Source organism: Brachybacterium alimentarium (genome assembly GCF_002332425.1).
In the GTDB taxonomy this organism is placed as follows: Bacteria; Actinomycetota; Actinomycetes; order Actinomycetales; family Dermabacteraceae; genus Brachybacterium; species Brachybacterium alimentarium.
This window is the reverse complement of sequence record NZ_NRGS01000064.1, coordinates 1-3,759: the sequence shown is the minus strand read 5'-3', so window position 1 is coordinate 3,759 and position 3,759 is coordinate 1. Positions and strand designations below refer to the sequence as shown.

4 protein-coding genes are annotated in these 3,759 nt (G+C 68.9%); 2 read left to right on the top strand and 2 right to left on the bottom strand.

Going from position 1 to position 3,759, the window contains the following annotated elements; genetic code table 11:
- Window positions 1–930: PP2C family protein-serine/threonine phosphatase (locus CIK71_RS17350; RefSeq protein WP_141393760.1), on the top strand; the 930-nt coding region annotated here is incomplete at its 5' end.
- Between the two features lie 86 nt (window positions 931–1,016).
- On the opposite strand, the gene CIK71_RS17345 is transcribed toward CIK71_RS17350, so the two are convergent.
- Both CIK71_RS17345 and CIK71_RS17340 read right to left on the bottom strand, forming a co-directional pair.
- Window positions 1,017–1,505 carry a DUF1648 domain-containing protein gene (locus CIK71_RS17345; RefSeq protein ID WP_245857776.1) on the bottom strand — a complete coding sequence of 163 codons (489 nt, stop codon included), beginning with the start codon at window positions 1,503–1,505 and terminating at the stop codon, window positions 1,017–1,019.
- A gap of 48 nt (window positions 1,506–1,553) precedes the next feature.
- The gene (locus CIK71_RS17340) at window positions 1,554–2,738 is read right to left on the bottom strand and encodes an ATP-binding protein (RefSeq protein ID WP_096166915.1); all 1,185 of its coding nucleotides are present in this window, start codon (window positions 2,736–2,738) and stop codon (window positions 1,554–1,556) included.
- An 816-nt stretch (window positions 2,739–3,554) separates the two neighbouring features.
- Between CIK71_RS17340 and CIK71_RS17910 the strand changes: the two genes are divergently transcribed.
- Window positions 3,555–3,759 (top strand): hypothetical protein (locus CIK71_RS17910; protein WP_217990182.1); only part of this gene is annotated, 205 nt, incomplete at its 3' end.

Below are 3,759 nucleotides of genomic sequence, written 5' to 3'. Positions count from 1 at the left end.
ACCAGACCCGGGGCGATTCAGATCGCTGCCCTGCGGGGCCTGGGGATGGGGCTCGCCCGCATCGCCGTGCTCTGCGATCTCGACGCCGACGCCGCTGCTGCGGAGCTGCGCTCCTGGTGGCGTCAGGAGGAGGCCGACGTCCTCTCCCGCCGCGCCGACGTCCGGGCCCTCGCCCAGGACCTCGGGGAACTCCCCCAGGAGGACAGCTCCATGACCGACTCCCCTCACACCGGGCCGCCGCTGCAGGTCGCCACGGCCATCCATCGCGGGCTCACCCGCCCCACCCAGCAGGACGCCGTGCTCCGTCGTACGCTGCCGGACGGCACCCAGCTGCTCGCCCTGGCGGACGGCTTCGGGGCCGACGACGACCTCTCCTCCCGAGTGCTCGACGCCTTCGCCGGGGCGCTCGGAGACGACCCGTCGGCCGATGCCCCGGCGGCTCTGGAAGCCGCCTGGGCCGCTGCGGAGGCGTCGGTGCCGACGGAGGGTTCGGACGGCACCACGCTCACCGCGACGCTGATCCATGCCCACCGCCTGCACATCGCGCACATCGGGGACACCCGGGTCACGCTCGTGCGGGGCGGGCGGATCGATCACCTCACGCAGGACCACACCCGTCTGCGTTCGTTGGTCGAGGCGGGGCGGCTCTCGGCCGACGAGGTCGCCGCGCATCCCGATCGCGCCGTGCTCAACCGCGCACTCGCCGCCGGCGCCCCGACCGCCCCGGACCTGCTCATCCGTCGGCTCGACCCCGGGGACCTGGTGGTCCTGATGACCGACGGTCTGCACGCCGCGGTCGATCCGTCGGCCCTCGCCGAGGCGCTGACGGAGCAGTCTGATGGTCTCGAGGCCCTGGCAGACCGCCTGGTGGCGCTGGCGCTCGATGCTGGCGGTCCGGACAACATCGGCGTCGCCCTCGCGCGGGTCTGACTCACGCGGTCAGCGGTCAGCGGTCAGCGGTCAGCGGTCAGCGGTCAGCGGTCAGCGGAGTGAGGCTCGCGGAGTGAAGCCGGCGCTCAGCGAGCGACGCGGAGCATCCGGATGATTCCGACGCCCACCACGCTCACCAGGATGGCGGCGCTGATCCCGATCACGACCCCTCCGCCGCTGAGCAGCACCGTCCAGGCGATGCCGAGGTAGATCCCCTGCATCGCCCACAGCGCCCAGACCATCAGCCGCTCCCCCTCGCGGTAGATGGCCTGGGCGTTGTGCTCGGTGATGATGACTGGATAGTTGAGGATCTGCGGCTTGGCGGAGAGCACGGCGAGACCGACCGAGACCAGCAGCATCACGGCGGCGAGCACCAGGATCGACCACTTGGGGCCCCAGCCGTCCGCCGTGCCGCTCAGATCGAAGTGGGTGGGGATCGTCTCCGGGAGTCCGGCGTAGGCGATGAGGATCCAGATGGTGATCGCGAGGGCGGCGAGGAGCGCCGTGACCCGCAGGGTCGCCGTGATCGGCCCGGTCGCGGGCGTGCGGGCCGGGCGTTCGGAGGTCGGAAGCATCGTGCTCATCGTGGCCCCACGTTATCGGCGACGGCGTCTCGCCAGGGCCTACCTTGGTCGAGGATCCCGTCGTGACCTGTGTGATCGGGTGAGCCCACTGCCGGGCTCGGTCGCTGCGCCCTCCTCCTTCTCGTGCCGCAGGGCGTCCCCGAGATAGGGCAGGGCGAATTCTACCAGACCCCTGCCGGCCGGCCGGATCAGCTCGTCGTCGATCAGCCGCTCGCGATAGGTGGACTGATTGCGCGGATCGATGCCCATCCGTTCGGCGATGTCCCCGACATTCGAGGGCCCCTCGTCCTGGAGCATCGTGTGGAGGTACTCGCGCTTGCGGCTGCTGAGCCCGCGCAGCGACGGCCCGTGCACGTTCTTGATCATCGCGGCGATCACTCCGGAGCTGCCCCCGCGCACGTCCTCGAGCTCGATGGTGTCCGCGTCGCCGCTGTTCTGCCAGGCCTTGGAGCCGATGAGCTGGATCAGGTACGGGTATCCCTTCGAGATCTCCCCGGCGAGCACGGCCGCCTCGGGGGCGATCGTCTTCGAGGTATCGGCGATGGTCATACGGATCGCCTCGGCCGCAGTGCCCACGTCTACGCTGCCCACCTCGATCCGGTGCGCCCGGCGCAGGAAGGTGGTCCTCTCGTGGTCCAGCAGGGCGTCGATCCCGGGCCGCACGCCGGCAGCGATGAACGCGACGGCGTGGCCCGATCCGATGAGGTCCTGCACATGCTGGGTGAGGGCGTGGAGCTCGTCGCGGTCCACGGACTGCAGCTCATCGAGGGTGATCAGCAGGCCGCCGCCGTCCTGATCCGTGAGCTCGGCCAACCGGTCCAGCACTGTCGTGATCGTCTCCCCCTCCCCCTCGTAGCGGTCCACGACATCCCGGGACGCACCGACGCCGGAGACCCGCGCGGAGGTGAGCCGCGACGTCTCCGCGTCAGGATCCAGCTCCCGCAGACGCGCGATCGCCATGCTCCGCAGTTCGTCCACCAGGGAGGACGACGACGTATGCACCCGCAGATCCGTCCACCCCGCCTCCAGTGCGAGCTCCGTGAACTCGGTCAGCAGCACCGTCTTCCCGGAGCCACGTGCCCCGGAGATCAGGATCGCGCGCGCCTCGGGCACGTTGCCGGCGAGGGCTGCGGTGAAATCGTCGATCGCTACGGCCCGGCCCGCCAGGATCATCGGGGTCAGGCCGAAGCCCGGGGTGAAGGGGTTCGCGCCGTGGGCAGTCATTCGTGTGTCCCGTCGGGTGGGGTGCGGTGAGGTCGGCGTCGACCACGGCGCCGACGACGGCGACGCGCAGTCGGTCAGTAGGTCGGTCGGTCCGACGCCTTCATCGTGCACCGAAGATTGTGCCGCGTATGCGTCTGTGTGTACAGAAGCGAGTGTGGAGGGCACACCCTTGCCGCTAGTCCACCGCTGCCACTGCCATTTCCGCTGCGGCTGCCGCTGCCGCAACTCCAGCGCACATTTGTCCTCACATCTCACCGAGCAGGTCGGGGGTCGACATTCCACGTCAGAAAAAGCCTGAGCGATCCGGGCCCCGTCAAACGTCTTCGGCGCATAGGGGACGACCTATCCTCCACAGCGATCGGTTATCAACATTTCCGACGAGGTCTTGATTTGTGAGATCGGGGCACTGAGTCATCAGTGCCCCCAACGGGTACACTGCCAGCGCCCTGAGGAAGTGCATGCCATTGCGGCATTCCGGCGGATCCACCACGCGCAGAACTGCCCCACAGAACCGCGTCGGACCGGGCGCAGTGCTCGCCTCACACCACCCACTGGCCGACCTCTCCTCCACAGCTTCCGGTTATCCACACATCTATCCCCGTCCGGGGATAACCCAGCCCCTCGGAGGGACTCTCGAGCAACCTTTCCTCCCCATGGGCGGGTTGTCCACATATTCATCCCCATTGCGTCTGTGCTCTTTCGGTGCCGGTGTTCTCGACATAAAATGGGGGGAATTATCGGCGTTGAGGTCGATACTCCTGGCGCTGAGGATGCGCGTGTGGGCCAGGGGTTGGATGTGTGGGAGGAGGGGCCACGGTGGGGGAAGAGTTCGAGCGTGAAGAGCAGCGTCCCGATGAAGAGCAGCGTCCCGACATAGCAGGCAGGAGTGTGTTCGGTCCGCTCGGTACCCCGGTCACGCCCCCGCGTCCGGCTGCCATCGACGCGTCCGCTCCCCGGTCTGCTGGCAGTCCCGGCCCGGATGACGCCACCGAACCGGATACTGCTGTTGTTTCGGGGCCGG

Coding starts and splice junctions, on each gene's coding strand:
- CIK71_RS17345 (WP_245857776.1), bottom strand. CDS start 1,505: ATGCTTCCGACCTCCGAACGCCCGGCCCGCACGCCCGCGACCGGGCCG.
- CIK71_RS17340 (WP_096166915.1), bottom strand. CDS start 2,738: ATGACTGCCCACGGCGCGAACCCCTTCACCCCGGGCTTCGGCCTGACC.